The 15,060-nt window shown below is 67.3% G+C and carries 16 protein-coding genes; 4 read left to right on the plus strand and 12 right to left on the minus strand.

The window, feature by feature from the left end:
- Positions 1-56: 56 nt before the first annotated feature.
- From H4O10_RS18325 to H4O10_RS18365, 9 genes are all read right to left on the minus strand, one after another.
- On the minus strand, positions 57-593 hold the full coding sequence (locus H4O10_RS18325; protein ID WP_049453614.1) for a cytochrome b: 537 nt from the start codon (positions 591-593) through the stop codon (positions 57-59).
- On the minus strand, positions 590-1,693 hold the full coding sequence (locus tag H4O10_RS18330; protein ID WP_033833590.1) for a catalase family peroxidase: 1,104 nt from the start codon (positions 1,691-1,693) through the stop codon (positions 590-592). Before H4O10_RS18330 ends, H4O10_RS18325 begins: the two co-directional genes overlap by 4 nt.
- Before the next feature lie 136 nt (positions 1,694-1,829).
- Positions 1,830-3,197, minus strand: coding sequence for a M17 family metallopeptidase (locus tag H4O10_RS18335; protein WP_033833591.1), 1,368 nt, complete (start codon positions 3,195-3,197; stop codon positions 1,830-1,832).
- Positions 3,198-3,200: 3 nt separating this feature from the next.
- Entirely contained in the window at positions 3,201-3,920 is a 720-nt protein-coding gene (locus tag H4O10_RS18340) for an HAD-IA family hydrolase (RefSeq protein WP_049453616.1), read from the minus strand.
- Between the two features lie 31 nt (positions 3,921-3,951).
- Positions 3,952-5,061: an AI-2E family transporter gene (locus H4O10_RS18345; RefSeq protein WP_049453618.1), complete on the minus strand. Its 1,110-nt coding sequence runs from the start codon at positions 5,059-5,061 to the stop codon at positions 3,952-3,954.
- 67 nt (positions 5,062-5,128) lie between these two features.
- On the minus strand, positions 5,129-5,590 hold the full coding sequence (locus H4O10_RS18350; RefSeq protein WP_005411983.1) for a hypothetical protein: 462 nt from the start codon (positions 5,588-5,590) through the stop codon (positions 5,129-5,131).
- Positions 5,587-6,057: a phage holin family protein gene (locus tag H4O10_RS18355; protein ID WP_005407741.1), complete on the minus strand. Its 471-nt coding sequence runs from the start codon at positions 6,055-6,057 to the stop codon at positions 5,587-5,589. Before H4O10_RS18355 ends, H4O10_RS18350 begins: the two co-directional genes overlap by 4 nt.
- 8 nt (positions 6,058-6,065) lie before the next feature.
- Positions 6,066-6,431: a hypothetical protein gene (locus H4O10_RS18360; protein WP_004153835.1), complete on the minus strand. Its 366-nt coding sequence runs from the start codon at positions 6,429-6,431 to the stop codon at positions 6,066-6,068.
- A gap of 101 nt (positions 6,432-6,532) precedes the next feature.
- Positions 6,533-7,966, minus strand: a complete 1,434-nt coding sequence (locus tag H4O10_RS18365; protein WP_012478904.1) for a Do family serine endopeptidase — start codon at positions 7,964-7,966, stop codon at positions 6,533-6,535.
- A 492-nt stretch (positions 7,967-8,458) separates the two neighbouring features.
- Between H4O10_RS18365 and H4O10_RS18370 the strand changes: the two genes are divergently transcribed.
- Together H4O10_RS18370 and H4O10_RS18375 are read left to right on the plus strand one after the other, a co-directional pair.
- A complete protein-coding gene (locus H4O10_RS18370; RefSeq protein ID WP_049403470.1) occupies positions 8,459-9,319 on the plus strand; it encodes a hypothetical protein in 861 nt (286 codons plus the stop codon).
- A 107-nt stretch (positions 9,320-9,426) separates the two neighbouring features.
- Positions 9,427-10,110: a hypothetical protein gene (locus tag H4O10_RS18375; protein ID WP_049453620.1), complete on the plus strand. Its 684-nt coding sequence runs from the start codon at positions 9,427-9,429 to the stop codon at positions 10,108-10,110.
- 15 nt (positions 10,111-10,125) lie between these two features.
- Here H4O10_RS18375 and H4O10_RS18380 read toward each other — a convergent pair whose 3' ends face one another.
- Together H4O10_RS18380 and H4O10_RS18385 are read right to left on the minus strand one after the other, a co-directional pair.
- Positions 10,126-10,485, minus strand: a complete 360-nt coding sequence (locus H4O10_RS18380) for a DUF1428 domain-containing protein (protein WP_005407745.1) — start codon at positions 10,483-10,485, stop codon at positions 10,126-10,128.
- Between the two features lie 91 nt (positions 10,486-10,576).
- Positions 10,577-12,979 carry a DPP IV N-terminal domain-containing protein gene (locus tag H4O10_RS18385; protein WP_049453622.1) on the minus strand — a complete coding sequence of 801 codons (2,403 nt, stop codon included), beginning with the start codon at positions 12,977-12,979 and terminating at the stop codon, positions 10,577-10,579.
- A 210-nt stretch (positions 12,980-13,189) separates the two neighbouring features.
- Here H4O10_RS18385 and H4O10_RS18390 point away from each other — a divergent pair, with 210 nt between their 5' ends.
- Positions 13,190-13,762, plus strand: a complete 573-nt coding sequence (locus tag H4O10_RS18390) for an Ax21 family protein (protein ID WP_005407747.1) — start codon at positions 13,190-13,192, stop codon at positions 13,760-13,762.
- Between the two features lie 190 nt (positions 13,763-13,952).
- A complete protein-coding gene (locus H4O10_RS18395) occupies positions 13,953-14,624 on the plus strand; it encodes a response regulator transcription factor (RefSeq protein WP_049453625.1) in 672 nt (223 codons plus the stop codon).
- A gap of 7 nt (positions 14,625-14,631) precedes the next feature.
- On the opposite strand, the gene H4O10_RS18400 is transcribed toward H4O10_RS18395, so the two are convergent.
- Positions 14,632-15,021, minus strand: a complete 390-nt coding sequence (locus H4O10_RS18400; RefSeq protein WP_005407750.1) for a DUF6165 family protein — start codon at positions 15,019-15,021, stop codon at positions 14,632-14,634.
- Between the last annotated feature and the right edge of the window lie 39 nt (positions 15,022-15,060).

The raw sequence follows: 15,060 nt of genomic DNA on the forward strand, positions 1-15,060 counted from the left end.
TGACACCCACCCGCGGTCGCGGAAATGACATCACCGGGAACACCCGGCGAACCCGATCAATCCTTCCCGCGCGCCATCGCCTGGAACACGCCATCCCGCCGCACCCACAAATGGAACAGCGCCGCCCCCACATGCATCAGCACCGTGGCGAACAACACATACGCCAACAAGCTGTGCGCATTGCGCAGCGCGGCATACAACGCCGGGGTGTGCGGCACGATCGGCGGCAGGTGCAGGCCACCCCACAGCACGATCGGGTAACCGCCGGCCGACAGCATCGCCCAGCCGATCAACGGCATCGCCAGCATCAGCGCATACAGCATCCAGTGCGAGGCCTTGGCCGCCATCACCTGCCATACCGGAAGATTCGCCGGCAGCGGCGGCGGGCGGTGGCGCAGGCGGTTGTACAGGCGCAGCAGCACCAGCAGCAGGATCGCGATGCCCAGTGGTCGGTGCAGGTCGATCAGCATCGGCCGCAGGTGCAGCGAGGCGACCATGGTCACGCCGATGAACAGCATGGCGATGATCATCAGCGCCATGGTCCAGTGCAGCACCCGCGCCAGCAGGTTGAAGTGGCCGTTATGGGTGTTCATCGCGCGGCCTCCTTCGGTTGCTCGACGTTGCCGCTGGCGCGCTCGCGCTCGCGGCGGTTGAAGGACTGCGAATACACCGCCGAGCGGGCCGCCAGGATCGGATCGTCACTGCCGCGCACGCCGCTGGGCAGAATCAGCGGATCGAAGTTGATCTGGCCGCACGCGCCTTTTTCCTGCGACTGCATGCGGTCCAGGCTGAGTACGCCGGCCACCACCTGATCACGCGACTCTGGCCACGGCACCGAGGGATCATCGATGGCATCGCCGGGCGCGGCGGTAGTGACGACCAGGTTCCAGCGCACCGGGCCGCTGGCCAGGCGCTGCTGCAGTTCCTGGCTGAGGAAATCGACACTGGCCTGCTTGCGCGTTTCCGCATCCATCTCCACCACCGGCGCCTGCGGCTGCCAGCGCCAGCGCACCGCACGCTTCTGGCCCTGCGCGTTGGTGAACCAGAAGCTGTTGACGCTGTTGAAGGTGGTGTCGGCCCAGCTGCTGGTCCACGGCGCCGTCCTGGCCCACTGCTGGAACGCCTGTGCACTGGGGTATTTCGCCAGCACAGCGGCCATCTTCTGCGGGTCGGGCTTGCCGGTGGCCGGGTCGGGAATGGAGGCGCGCGTCTGCTCGTAGAACGCCTCGGCATCGGGCACGGCGAAGAACGGGAAGCTGTTCATCGCCATGCGCCATTCCTGGCCGTCATCGCTGACCATCTGCACCGCCAGGCTGCGTACGCGCGCGGTGTTGTCGGCGCCGTAGGGATCACCGCCGCCGATCGACAGGCGGCCCATCACCGGCACGCGGCGCTGCGAGAAAACCCGTGCACTGGACAGGGTAGGGGCCTGTGCACTGGGTTCGAACCAACCGCTCACGCAGATGCCCTTGCTGTGCGCCCGGCGGAACCCGGGATGTGCCGGGCCGGTGGCTTCGATGGTGTCGGTGAAGCGCTGCGCGGTCAGGCGGCCGCCAATCCAGCCGGCCAGCCAGGCGAAGGCCAGCGCGACCGCACCCAGGATGAGTGCGATCAGTGCGATCCAGAGCAGGGGTGAATGCTTGCGTGGCGCGCCCGGCGTCTGGCCAGCGCGGGTGTAGCGAAAGAGCGACATGGTCGGAGTCCTGCCTTCACGGAGCGTGTGGGTGGTCGACCCACACATCCTCGCAGAACCCGGCCGGGGCCGAAATTCAATTTTTCGTCAGATTTTCCGGGGACGGCGTGCCGACCAACGGTCGGCACCCACCCGATCAGCTGTAGCGCTGCTTCAGCATCGCCCACGCCGAGCGCAGCGCCAGCGCTTCGCCACCGGCCGGACGGCCCGGGCGCTCGCCGTCGTTCCAGGCATACACGTCCAGATGCGCCCAGCGCTGGCCGTCTTCCAGGAAGCGTTCCAGGTACAGCGCGGCGGTCACCGAGCCGGCCATGCGCGAACCGGCGTTGGCCAGGTCGGCGATGCCGCTGCTCAGGTAGCGCAGGTAGGGGCGCCACAGCGGCATGCGCCAGACCGGGTCGCGGGTCGCGTCACCGGCCTGCAGCCACTGCTGGGCCACCGTGTCGTCGTTGCTGAACAGTGCCGGCAGGTCGGGGCCCAGGGCGATGCGCGCGGCACCGGTGAGGGTGGCGAAGTCCAGCACCAGGTCCGGTTTCTGCTCACCGGCGAAGGTCAATGCGTCGCACAGGATCACGCGGCCCTCGGCGTCGGTGTTGTCGATCTCCACGCTCAGGCCCTTGCGGGTGGCGATGACCTCGCCCGGACGGAACGCATCGGGGCCGATCGCGTTTTCCACTGCCGGCACCAGCAGGGTCAGGCGCACCGGGAGCCCGCGCGCCATCACCAGGCCGGCCAGGGCCAGTGCGTGCGCGGCGCCGCCCATGTCCTTCTTCATGTTGCGCATGCCGTCGGCCGGCTTGATGTCCAGCCCGCCGGTATCGAAGCACACGCCCTTGCCGACCAGCACCAGCGCCGGGTCGGTTTCCCTGCCCCAGCGCAGCACGACCAGGCGCGGCGCACGGTGCGAAGCGCGGCCCACGGCGTGGATGGCCGGGAAATTCTGCTTCAGCAGTTCGTCGCCGGTAATCGCCTCGACCTGCGCACCATGTGCGTCGGCCAGCGCGCGCGCGGCGTCTTCCAGCTGCTGCGGGCCCATGTCTTCGGTCGGGGTGTTGACCCAGTCGCGCACGCGCAGGCTGGCGGCGATCAGGTCGGCCACTTCGCCGGTCGGCGAGGCCACCAGCTGCGCCGGTGCGCGGTTGCGCTTGCGGTAGCGGTCAAAGCGGTAGCTGCCCAGGCCCCAGCCCAGCTGCAGCAGCGCCAGTTCGGCGGCCGGCAGTTCATTGGCCAGCTGCCAGACGCTGCCTTCCGGCAGCGCGTGCGGCGCATGCGCATAGCTGTAGGCATCGGCACGATCACCCACGCCCATCACGGCACCGGCCAGGCCATCGGCGCCCGGTAGCAGTGCCACGCTGTGGGCGCCGGCGTTGAAGCCCTGCGATGCCAGCCACGCCTGCGTGGCAGCCGGCTGGCTGTCCTTCCAGGCGGTGAACTGCTCGCGGTCCAGCACGTACAACGGCAGCGCCGCAGCGGTGTCGGCGGTGAAACCAGTGATCTCGCTCATGCGTCAGGTACTCCGGGGTGCGGCGGCGTCGAGGTTGGCATCCAACCAGTCGGCCAGGCCGGTAAGGGTGTCGAACTGCAGGTCCGGCTGCAGCTGCGGATGGGTCCAGGTGGCTGCGTCGCGGTTGATCCAGCAGCCGCGCAGGCCGGCGGCAATCGCCCCGGCCACGTCCATGTCGACATGATCGCCGACGTGCAGCACCTGTGCCGGCGCCACACCCAGGCGGGTGCACGCGGCATGGAAGATGCTGGCTTCGGGCTTGGCCGCGCCGTGTTCGCGCGAACCCAGCTGGAAGGCGAAATGATGGGCCAGGCCGATCCGCTCCAGGTCGGCGTTGCCGTTGCTCAGCGCCGCCACCGGTACCCGTGCGGCAATGCGCGCCAGCGCGTCGATCGCATCGGGATAGCACTCCACCTGGTTGCGCGCGGCGTAGAACACTTCATACGCAGGCTCCAGCAGATCGAGGCTGGAACCGCTGGTGCGCAGTGCTTCGTGCAGGGTCAGCCGGCGCAGCGCACTCAGGTCGTGGTGGAGGTGCGGATGGGCGTGGTACAGCCGCTCGCGCAGTTCGCGCATCGCCTCCACCGGATACATCGCGGCGGTAGCGGGGCTGTGTTCGCACATCCAGGCGTGCAGGACCTGTTCGATGCGGGCGCCGATCGGAGCGAACGGCCACAGCGTGTCGTCAAGGTCGAGGGTGATGGCTTGGACGGGGAAATTCACCCCGCCATTCTACCCCTGCCCGCGCGGGCTTTCATTCCAGCAGGCGTGCCCAGCCCTGCATGCCGTCCAAGCGTGCCAGCACCAGCTTGATGCACACCAGCAGCGGCACCGCCAGCAGCAGCCCGATCATGCCCCAGGCCCAGCCGAACACCATCAGCGCCAGGATCAGCACCAGCGGCGACAGCTTCATCCGACGACCCAGCACGATCGGGGTCACCATCTGCCCTTCCAGTGTGTGCAGGCCCAGGTAGGCGGCCGCTGGCAGCAGGGCCTGCAGCGGGTCGCGGAACTCGACGAAGCCCATCAACAGCATCAGCGCCACGCCGATCAACGGACCCACATACGGCGCAAAATTCAGCAGCGCGGCCACCGTGCCCCACAGCAGCGCTTCCTGCAGGCCGATACCGAGCAGCATCAGCACGCCGGCGAACACCAGCCCGACCAGAGTGTTGATGACGCTGATGGTCAGCACGTAACGCGAGACCTCGCGTTCGATCGAACGCAGGATGTCCGTAGTGAAGCGCTGCTGCTGGCGGTTGGGGAACAGGGCGATCGCCGCGCGCTGCAGGCTCTGCCCGTAGATCATGAAGAACAGCGTCAGCAGCACCACGGCCAACACCGAGGCAGCCAGCCGCGGCGCACGGGTCAGCATGCGGTAGGGGTCGTCCAGCTGGGTACGGATCACCTGCACCTTGTGGTTGCTGTCACCGCCGGCCACACGGGCGAAGTTTTCCGCCGCCTGGTTGGCCTGCTGCACCGGCTTTGTCAGGTCCTGCACCTGGCGGGCGACCTTGCGCAGCTGCTGTGGGGCTTCCTGCGCCCATTCCATTGCCGGGCCGATCAGCTGCACGGCGAGCGAACCGGTCACGCCCAGGCCCGCACCGAGGATCAACAGTGCGCCCAGCGCGCGCGGAATCCACAGCTTCTGCAGCAGGCGCAGGATCGGGTTGCCGACCAGGGCGAAGAACATCGCCAGCAGCACCGGCAGGATGATGTCCTGCGCGGCCCACAGCGTGTAGCCCACCGCCAGGGTCGCCAGCACCACCAGCGACATCGGCCCGCGCGGGCGCGACGGTGGTGGCAGCGCTGCCTCTGGCTCGTCGGGGCCGGGCGGTGGCGGGGACAGGAGGGACTCGCTCATCGACGCATCAACCGGAAAGGGGAGCGCATTATCCGCCGGCCGCGATCGGCGCGGCGGATTCCATGGATCAACGTTCGGACAGCTCGGTGGCCGCTTCGGCCGGACGTGGTCCGCGCAGGTCCGGTTCTGGCTCCGGCACGGAGCGTGGTGCCGGTGCCGGCCGTGCTCCGGCAGCGGAGGCCGCTGCCTGTGCCTGCTCGCTGGCATCGTCGGCTTCTTCGGCCGCATCGTCGGCGGTGGCCGCAGCCTGCGCCGCCATCGCCGTGGCGAACGCCGCCTGCGCACTGGCGAACAGGTTCGAGACCGAACCGACCATCTGCAGCCAGCGGGCACCGTTGACCTTGCCCGGTACCTCCAGCTTGCCGGCGATGAAGCCACCGGCAAGGCCGACCACTACGATGCGCAACGGCGACCAGCCCTGTCGCCACACCTGGCCGAGGGTGGACCAGTGGTCCTGGGTCTCGCCCAGACGCACGGTCACCACCTGTTCGCAGCGCTTTACCCGCCGCTGCAGCGCGCCGAACTTCATGGCTTGCCCTCGGGCAGCTGCACGCCGGCATCAGGGTCGTCTTCGCTGGGTTCGTCAAACAGGCCCAAGCGTGACAGCTGACGCCGGGTGGCGTGCATGCCGGTGTGGTGGAAGAAGTAGGACACCCGCCAGATCGCATAGCCGGTGACGGCCAGGCTCAGCAGCGAGGTGATCAGCAGGGCCTGCAGCCAACTCAGGCCCCAGCTCTGCAGCAGCGCGATGAGGGTGGCGGCCATCAGCAGCCAGGCCGAGGCACCAAACACGATCGCCACGCCGGCCCAGGCCAGCGCACGACCGAATGCGCTGCGCGCCAGCGCGAAGTCGGCCGAGGCCAGCCGGCGCAGTGAACGCAGCGTGTGCTTGGCCGAATCGGCAGCGGCACGACCGGCCGCGCCGACCTGGCGGATGCTCTCATCCAGCGGCGGGGTGGCCGCCGGATCAGGCGCTTGCGTGTTGTCTTCGCTCACGCTGCGGCTTACTTGTCGCTGCTGCCGCGGGCCAGCTTGGCGATGATCCAGCCGGCTGCGAAGGCGACGCCGAACGAGGCCAGCGGACGTTCGCGGATCAGTTCGGCGGCGCTGTCGATCAGGTCCTTGCCCTTGTCCATCAGCGCATCGACCTGTTCCTTGGCGGCGGCACCGCCGAACTCGGCGGCGGCCAGGCCGGACAGTGCACTGTCGGACAATTCAGCCTTGACGTTGGCCTTGCCGATGCGAAGCTCGTCGGTCGCTGCACCGGTTGCACCCTTGATCGCACCGCCGGCGGCCGTAGCGGCCTGCTTCAGGTGGGAACCGGCTTCACCCAGGTGTTCCTTCAGGTTCTCGGTATTGGTGGGGCTCATCGAATCACTCCTGTTGCGATGGGGGAACGGGAGTCGGCGGTGCCGACCTGGACTGACAGCAATAGCATTGCCGGGGTATAGGGGGTGTTACGGCAGGGCGATCAGCGCATCACGAGCTGGCCCTGCTGCTGGCCATTGTTGCGCAGCACGCGCAGCACCAGCGTCGGCGGGCGCTGCTGGAAGTTGGCGCGCCAGCTGGCCAAGTCGGCGAATTCACCGACGGTGGCATCGGTGATGATGTCGCCCTGCTGCAGGCCGTTGCTGGCGGCGCGGCTGCCGCGCTTGACCTCGCTGACCAGCACGCCGCTGGCGCCCGACTGGCGCAGCGACTCGGGCAGGTCGACGAAGGTGGCCCCGCCCAGGCGCGGGTCCAGGCTGTCGCCGGTGACCGCGCGTGCCTGTTCCTTCAGCGTCGCCTTGATCTGCAGCGGCTTGCCTTCGCGGCGTACGTCCAGCGTCATCGGGCTGCCGACCGCCGCCAGGCCTTCCACGTTGTGCAGGGCTTCGGCGCTGTCCACGCGCTGGCCATTGGCCGACACCACCACGTCGCCCGGCTTCAGGCCGGCGGCGGCGGCCGCCGAACCGGCCAGCACGCGGGTGATCAGCGCACCGCGGGTTTCGCCCAGGCCCAGGCCCTGCGCGATCTGCGCGGTCAGGTTCTGGCTTTCCACGCCCAGCGTGCCGCGCACCACCACGCCGTGCTTGACCAGCTGGTCGACCACGCTGCGCGCCAGGTTCGAGGGAATCGCCAGGCCCAGGCCGATGTTGCCGGCCATGCTGCCCTGCGGGTTGAAGCTGGCAGTGTTGATGCCGACCAGCTGGCCCTGCAGGTCGACCAGCGCGCCACCCGAGTTGCCCGGGTTGATCGACGCGTCGGTCTGGATGAAGTTCTGGTAGCCCAGCCCGCGGATGCCGCTGCGGCCCACCGCCGAGACGATGCCCGAAGTGACCGTCTGGCTGAAGCCGAACGGATTGCCGATGGCCACCACGAAGTCGCCCACCCGCAACTGGTCGCTGTTGCCGAGCTTGATGTCGGTCAGGTTCTGCGCCGGAATGCGGATCAGCGCGATGTCGGTATCGCGGTCCGAGCCGAGGAATTCGGCCTTGACCGTGCGCCCGTCGGCCAGTGTCACCTGTACGTCATCGGCGTTGTCGATGACATGGTGGTTGGTCAGCACCAGGCCCTCCCTGGCGTCGATGATCACGCCCGACCCCAGCGATTCGTTGATGCGTTCCTGCGGGATGTCCGGGAACAGGCGGCGGAAGAACGGGTCGTTGAAGAAGGGATTGCGTACGCGCACCACCTGCTTGGTGTTGACGCTGACCACGGCCGGCATCGCCTTCTCCAGCATCGGTGCCAGTGACGGAACCTGCTGCCCGGCCACTGCGGCTGGCAGTGCCGCCATGGTCGGCACCACCGCTGGAAGCGGAGCGGCATCGGCACGGTTGTCCAGGTGGGCGTTGATGCCGGTGGCAACGAAGCCACCGAAGGCGGCGGCGATTGCGAGCGTGAGCAGGGTAGGTAGCGGTCGCATGGGAGTCGGTTTGCTGGCGGGAATGGGGGCGGTTCGGCTCTACGGTAAAACAAGCTGAATGAGTGTGTCGCGATCTGGATAAATGCGCCATGAAAACCGCGCGTCGGGAGCGCGGATCGCGACGACCAGCGCTGGGCCGGTGACGACAGCGGAGGCGGCGCCCGGCTGTGTGCGGACGTCAGCCGCAGGTCGCGCGGATACAGGACGATACTTGCGCAGTTCTGCGCATCCCGGTGCCGCGACGCGCCATATTGCATGCCTTCCGCGGCATCCGGGCGGGTGCACACAACCAAGGCCTGTCACGACGCGGATCATGCGGCGCAGCACTGAAAAAAAAGGGGTTTCCTGTAAACACGGTGTGCCTGCAGGGATGGTCGACTACACCATCGCCGTCGCAGCAGATGCGATTGGTGGCGCATGCCCCGTTCCACGATCGTCAATGTCGGTATAGCATCGCCCCGTTTTGATACTTAAGGCCCCCAGGAGGGCAACATGAGCAACGGTAATGGTGTGTCGGTCGTGACCGACGCTGTCGAGAACGTCAAAGAAACCGCCACCAACGTTGGCGAGACCATCGCCCACGCTGCCGAAGACGCAGTGAAGTCGGTCAAGAAGACCGTCAAGCGCGCCACCAAGGCTGCCGGTACCCGCGTTGCCAAGGCCAAGAAGGCCGTGGCCAAGGTCGAGAAGACCGTTGCCAAGAAGGCCGAAAAGGCTGCCAAGTCGGTCGGCAAGACTGTTGCCAACGCCAAGAAGAAGCTGGAAGCGGCCAAGAAGAACGCCAAGGCCGAAGCCGCTGCCCTGAAGAAGGAAGTGGCCAAGAAGAAGGCCGCTGCAGGCAAGGCTGTGACCAAGAAGGCCGCCGCTGCCAAGAAGACCACCAAGGCCGCCACCAAGACTGCCGGCAAGAAGGTCGCCACCGTGAAGAAGGCTGCCACCAAGAAGGCCGCCGTCGCCAAGAAGACCGTTGCCAAGAAGACCGCGGCCGCCAAGAAGGTGGTCGGCAAGAAGGTCGCCACCGCCAAGAAGGCTGTGGCCAAGAAGACCGTCGCCACCAAGAAGGTCGCTGGCAAGAAGGCCGTGGCTGCGAAGAAGGTTGTCGGCAAGAAGGTTGCCGCCACCAGGAAGGTCGCCACCAAGAAGACCGCCGCCGCCAAGAAGGTTGTCGGCAAGAAGGCTGCTGTGGCCAAGAAGGCCGTCGGCAAGAAGACCGCCGTTGCCAAGAAGGCAGCTGGCAAGAAGGTTGCCGCCACCCGCAAGACGGTTGCCAAGAAGGCTGCCCCGCTGAAGAAGGTCGCTGCCAAGAAGGCTCCGGCCAAGAAGGCCGTGCGCAAGGCCGCCAAGCGCAAGTAATCGCGCCGTGACCGAAGGCCCTGCCACCCACCGGGTGGTGGGGCCTTTCGCGTTTCCGGGACACTGTCCGGGGCAAGATGCGGGTTCTTTCCGCTGGAGCCCCGGGCATGCGCGGTATCGACTTCAGTTCCTGGCAGGGCGTGCTGTCCACCTTGGCCGGCCTGGTCCTGATCACACTGCTGGGCGTGGGCATCCGCCTGTTGGTGATGCAGACCCTGCAACAGCGCCGCGAGCGCGAGAACCGGCAGATCAACGAACGGCTGCGCACGCTGATGGCGGCCTACAAGACCCTGGGTGGTTCGTTCACCGGCGAACTGGGCGTGGATCCCAGCCATCGCCGCGACCTGCGCCAGCGCGAAGATGCCGAAGGCATCGCCGAACCCCGCTCGGATCGCGCGCGACGCATCCGCGATGCCGTTGAAGCGGCGCTGTCGGACATCCTGCTGCTGGGCACCGACGAACAGGTGCGGTTGGCTGCGCGCGCTGCCAACGATCTTGCACAGGGGCGACCGGTGCATACCCACGAACTGGTGGTCTCGCTGCGCGACTTCGTGCGCGAAGCGCTGGACCTGGCGCCGATTCCGGCCGACCTGCAGATACCGCCGCAGGGGCCGACCCGGCCGGGCGGTGCCAGTGGCAAGGGCCGCAACGACGGCGATGCCAAGGGCGGTCGTGCGGGTGGAGGCGGCAGTGGCGGAATGGGGGCCGGCATGGGCGGTGTGGGCCTCGGCGCCGGCGCCGCACTGGGCGCCGGCCATGCCTCCGCCAGCGATGGAACGGACGCGCGCTGAGCACGTCCGCCCGGTTCAGCGGGTCAGTTCGTAGATCGGCACGAAGCCACCGTAGATCATCCGCGCGCCGTCGAACGGCATCGGATTCGTCGCCGGATCAAACCTTGGGTCTTCCATCATCTTCTTCATGCCGGCGTCGCGGGTCGGCTTGTCCGGCCATTCGATCCAGGAAAACACCACCGTCTCGTCCGGCGTGGCTTTCACCGCGCCGAAAAAGTCGGTGGTCTTGCCGTGCGGTACGTCGTCACCCCAGCACTCGACCACGCGCAGCGCGCCGTACTCGATGAAAACGGGATCCCCTGTGCGTGCATGGGCGAGGAACTTCTCTTTGTTGGCGGTGGGCACCGCCAGGACGAAACCATCGATGTAGCTCATTGCCTGCCTCCGGATGGACCGTGCCGCATGCACGGCCTTCAAGTACACGACGAACCAGGGCGTCGTGGATCGACATCCTCTGGGCGCCCGTTCAGCCCGGGCCACCGGGCAGCGGTGCCAGCACCGTATCCGGTGGCTGCTGGCCGGCCAGGTGGCGCACGAAGTAGTCCCACATGCGGTGCGTGTAGGTGGCGTCGTTGCGGAACAGCTCGTGGTCCTGCCGGGCCAGGTACAGCAGGTCGTAGCTGCGCTGGGCCTTGTTCAGGGCGGCGGCCAGCTGCAGGGTCAGCGCCGGCGGTGCGTTTTCGTCCAGCTCGCCATAGACCAGCATCAGATGCCCGCGCAGGTTGCCGGCCAGCGCTGCGTTGTCGAGCCCGGCAAAGGGCGCCGGCACGCCATCGGTCATGGCCGTGGCTGGCAGCACGCCACCGAACAGCCGGTCCATGCCGTGCAGGGCGCCGCCGTACATGCCCTGGAAATTGTGACTGCCGGCCGAGGCCACGCCCACCTTGTAGAACGCCGGGTAGCGCAGCAATGCCCGCGCCGCGCTGTAACCGCCGAACGAATGCCCGTAGATGCCGACCCGCCGCAGGTCGATGCCCGGGTAGCGTTCGCCCAGCTGGCGCAGCGCGGCCACATGATCATCCAGCTGCACATCGGCGCCGTGCAGGAAGCTGCTGTCATGGAAGGCCTTGTCGCGGCCGCCGGTGCCGCGCGCATCGATGCTGGCCACCACGAAGCCAAGCTCGGCCAGGCTGGCGCGTGACACCGGATTCAGCGCGGACACCGCCTCGGCGTAGGTCACCGGGGCATTGCTGATGAAGGCGCCGCCGTACATCGCATCGATTACCGGGAAGCTGCCGTCATCGCGATAGTCGCGGGGCAGGTAGACGGTGGCGAAGATCGGCGTGCGCCCGTCGGCGGCCAGCAGACGTGCGCGCTGCGGTGGGCGCCACCCCGCAGCAAGCACTGCCCGGTTGTCCGCCGCTTCCAGCAACAGCAGCTCGCGACCGTCATCGCTGGCCCGCAGCACGGTGCGTGGTGGCTGGTCGAGACGGGAAACGGTATCCACCAGATAGCCACCACTGGGCGACAGCGCCTGGGGGGCGCGCCCGCCGAACAGCGCGCCGGTACCGGCATCGGCCATGTGGTCGTAGCCATCGGCGGCCAGGCGCTGGACCGGCCCTCCCTGCAGCGATACCCGGTACAGGTCGCGCACGTAAGGATCGCCCGCGTCGACGCCACCGGCACTGAAGTACGCCCAGCCACCGGCAGCGTCCACACCCAGCAGGTCGCGCACCGCCCAGTGGCCGCGGGTGAGCTGGCGCAGCACTTTGCCGTCGGACAGGCGCACCCGGTACAGATGGCCCCAACCATCGCGCTGCGAGAACCACACGGCGGTGTCCTGCCGGGGCAGGATGGCCACCGCTGGCCGGTTGTAGGAATACACGTTGAGCTGCAGGCGAGTGTCGCTGGCTTCTTCCAGAACCGTGCGTAATGCACCGCTGCTGGCATCGATCTCCACCAGGCGCAGCCTGCGCGGCGTGCCGAAGTGCGCGATCACGGCATACAACCGATCGCCGTCCCAACCCAGGATGCCGGCCTCACTGAGCGTGTTCCAGCCCTCGGGCAGCGCGATGTCATGCTGCCTGCCGCTGCGGGTATCCACCACAAACAGGGTGTCGCGCACCTGCTGTGCATCGCCCAGCACCCCCAGCTTCACGGTATGCACGCGCGGCCGCGCGCTGTGGGTCGGGCTGCTTTCCAGATAGGGGTAGTCCTGCAGCGCGCGTTCGTCGTAGCGGATGCCGGCCACGTAGCGCCCGTCCGCAGACCAGCCAACCGCGAACGGCCGCACCGGCATCCGGCCCTGACGGCGTGGAATACCGCGCAGGGCGAAGTCCGGCAGTGCGCCATAGCCATTACCGGCTTCACCGCCGCGGGTCAGTGCCCGTGGCGCCGTGCCAGGCGACTGCAGCCACAGGTTGTTGTCGCGCACCTGCAGCCACGCATCGCCTACGGGCGAAGGCAGTGCATCGGCCGGCGGCCGCGCATCCGGCGAACGTGCGCATTGCCAGCGCGGCCATTGGCAATCGACGGGCACTTCTCCGCTGAACCGCAGGCGCAGGCCATCGTCCGCCTGCTGCACGCTGGCCAGGCGCAGGCGTGGCCCGCTGGCACCGAGCGGTGCAACCGCAGCGTCCAGCGCAGTGGGTTCGAACAGGGTCTGGCGTGTCGCCTGGACGGGATCGACCAGTACCGCCTGGCGCCGGCCCTGAGTGTCTTCGCGCTCATACCAGAATCGTCCATCGGCCAACCAGTGGGGCAGGACCGAAGCATTGCGCAGCGCGCCGCGCAGATGACTGTCATGCACGCGTTCGGCGCGCTGGTAGTCGGCCGCCTGCAGCGCATGCGTGGTGTGTGGCGACAAGAGGGCAACGCATGCAAAGACAGCGGCGCGGACACACGTCCGCAGCGGATCGGAAACGAGCAAGGCAACCTCCTGTTGCAATCGTCGAAGGATTACAGATGCACGCGCGCCGCGCGCGTATGCCAGACGGAGCCTGAATCAAGCCCAAAAATTCAGCAATGCGAAGACCACTGTTTTCAGGGAGCGTTGTGGCGAATAACGGAGAATTTACATTCCCGATGCGATGGCGCCCTGGCGCTGCTGCACACCATAAGAAAGTAAAGGTGTACCCCCATGAAGAATTCGCTGATTGCTCTGGCCCTGGCCGCTGCCCTGCCGTTCACCGCTTCGGCTGCTGAGAACCTGTCGTACAACTACGCTGAGGCCGACTACGCCAAGACCGACGTCGATGGCATCAAGGCTGACGGCTGGGGCGTCAAGGGTTCCTACGGCTTCCTGCCGAACTTCCACGCGTTCGGTGAATACAGCCGTCAGGAAGTCGACCACACCAACATCAAGGTTGACCAGTGGAAGGTCGGTGCCGGCTACAACGTCGAAATTGCTCCGTCGACCGACTTCGTTGCCCGCGTTGCCTACCAGAAGTTCGATCGCAAGCACGGCCTGGACTTCAACGGCTACAGCGCTGAAGCCGGTATCCGCACCGCCTTCGGTGCCCACGCCGAGGTCTACGGCATGGTCGGCTACGAAGACTACGCCAAGAAGCACGGCGTCGACATCGACGGCCAGTGGTACGGCCGCCTGGGTGGTCAGGTCAAGCTGAACCAGAACTGGGGCCTGAACGGCGAGCTGAAGATGAACCGCCACGGCGACAAGGAATACACCGTCGGCCCGCGCTTCAGCTGGTAATTGCTTCCTCGGCGCGCCTGCGCGCTGAAGATGCCTCGACAGGCCCGGCCCATGCCGGGCCTGTTGCGTTTCCGGCTGGGCAAACGCTACCTGACCGTGTCGCGGTGGAAGGGCGGCATTGCAACGAATTGGATTCCGCAGGCGTCGGCTGCGCCCTAGGGTGAGTGGCCTGTCCTGCAGGAATGCAACGATGCCCCCGTTTCCCTCGCCCCGCGATTCTCCCTGTCGCTTGTTGCTGCTGGATCCGCATCCACTGTTGCGGCATGGCGTGCAGGAACTGCTGGCCCGGCAGACGGGCCTGCAGGTCGATGGAAGCTATGGCCGCAGCGGTGACCTGCTGCAGCGCCTGCAGCAGCAGGCAGCTGCGATCGATCTGCTGCTGGTTGACGCCTTGCCGATCGGTGACAGCGGGGAAGGCCTGGAACTGCTGCGGCACGTATCACGACATTGGCCGGCAGTGCCGATCCTGGTGCTGTCCGCACACTGCAACGCGGGTGTCGTGTCCTTGGCCCTGCAGGCCGGTGCGCGCGGATTCCTGTCCAAGGCCTGCGCGCCGCAGATGCTGCTGCGCGCGGTGAGCGTGGTTGCCCGCGGCGGGCGCTTCGTGCCGCCGGAGCTGCGTGCACAGTTGAACCAGTCCCGCCGGCAGCGCCAGCAGTCCATGCGTTCACCACGGTTGAGTACGCGCGAGCGCGTTGTCCTGCAGTGGGTGCTGCGTGGCTGCAGCACCGGCGAGATGGCACGCCGCAGCGGGCGTGCGGCCAGCACCATCAGCACGCAGAAACGAGCGGCATACCGCAAGCTGGGCATCCGCAACGATGGCGAGCTGTTCCGCTTCCGCCATCTGATCGACGCTGATTGAGGCGGGGTTACTCGCCCTGGTACTGCTTTTCTTCGACCAGGGCCGAACCGGCCACGCGGTTGATCTCGTTCTTCACCTGCACGCGCTCGCCATTGGTGCCATAGACACCGCGTGCCAGCTGGATGAAGGCATCGTCGAACACCTGGGCCGCTTCCTTGTCGCGCAGCTGGTCCTGGATGTCCCACATGCGCTCGTTGATCACCTTCAGCTGCTGCTTCAGCGCGGCCAGTGCCGGTTGTGCGTGCAGCAGCTGCTGCAGCAACGGCAGCAGGCCGTCCAGCTCGGTGCGGACGTTGGCCAGCTTGGCGGCATCGTCGATGCGCTCGGCCTTGATCTCGAGAATGGTGATCTTGTCGATCAGCTCGCCGATCGATACCGGAGTCAGGATGGCGTCCACGCGGTTGGTTCCTGGAAACAGGGCGCCATGATACCGCGC

The sequence above is a fragment of the Stenotrophomonas sp. I18B00994 genome (assembly GCF_014145825.1).
Taxonomy (GTDB): Bacteria; Pseudomonadota; Gammaproteobacteria; order Xanthomonadales; family Xanthomonadaceae; genus Stenotrophomonas; species Stenotrophomonas maltophilia.